This is a genomic window from Methylobacterium sp. J-043 (assembly GCF_022829505.1).
Lineage (GTDB): Bacteria > Pseudomonadota > Alphaproteobacteria > Rhizobiales > Beijerinckiaceae > Methylobacterium > Methylobacterium extorquens_A.
Genome location: NZ_JAKSYB010000076.1, coordinates 1 through 746, shown reverse-complemented (window position 1 = coordinate 746; position 746 = coordinate 1). Strand labels below are relative to the sequence as shown.

Sequence of the window (746 nt, the reverse complement as noted above, 5' to 3'; positions counted from 1 at the left end):
CCCTGACGCGCTTCGCCGAAGACCGTGTCGCGGCCGGAGCCCCTCACCATCGTGTCCACACCGACCCCGGCGAGCACGGCGTTCTCCCCCCCGCCTGCCCGGAGCTCCTCCGCCTCGCCCGCGCCCGCACTCGTCGTGCGGACGAAGACCGGAATGCAGGGCGAGAGCGGCACCGCGCCGTTGTCGCCGAGGATCACATCCGAGCCCGAGCCCGTGGTGATCGTGTCGGAGCCGAAGCCGCCGAGCACCACCGAGCCGCCGTCGCCGACCACGATCACATCGCCGCCGCCGACATCCGGCGCCGTCGAGGTGATCTCGACCGGACGCGCCTGCCCGTCGAAGTCGACCATACCGTTGTCGCCGAGCACCACCGAGCGGCCGGTTCCGAGCGTCAGCCGGTCGGCACCCGAGCCGCCGAGCACCACACCGTTGCCGGCGCCGAGGGTGACGGTGTCGTCGCCGGACACGCCGACATCCGTGCTCTCGACCCGAACCGGGCTGCCGTTGACCAGACGGACGAGCCCGGCATCGCCGATGACGATGGCATCGCCGGACCCGCCGTCGACGAGGTCGCCGCCGGCGCCGCCGAGGACGAGCTTGCGGCCGTTGCCGAGCTTGATCGTGTCGGCCGCGCCGAGGACCGGCGTCAGCGTCTGGATCAGGGTCGGCACGCCCGCCGTAAGGTCGAGCTGGCCGCTGTCGCCGAGCACGGTCTTGGCGCCGTCGCCCGCCGTGATCGTGTCGGA

1 protein-coding gene is annotated in these 746 nt (G+C 73.1%); it reads right to left on the bottom strand.

The genetic code is table 11. The features are described from left to right. Positions 1-746, bottom strand: a 746-nt coding sequence (locus MKK50_RS24375; protein WP_499025782.1) for a calcium-binding protein, incomplete at both ends; no start/stop codon positions are given.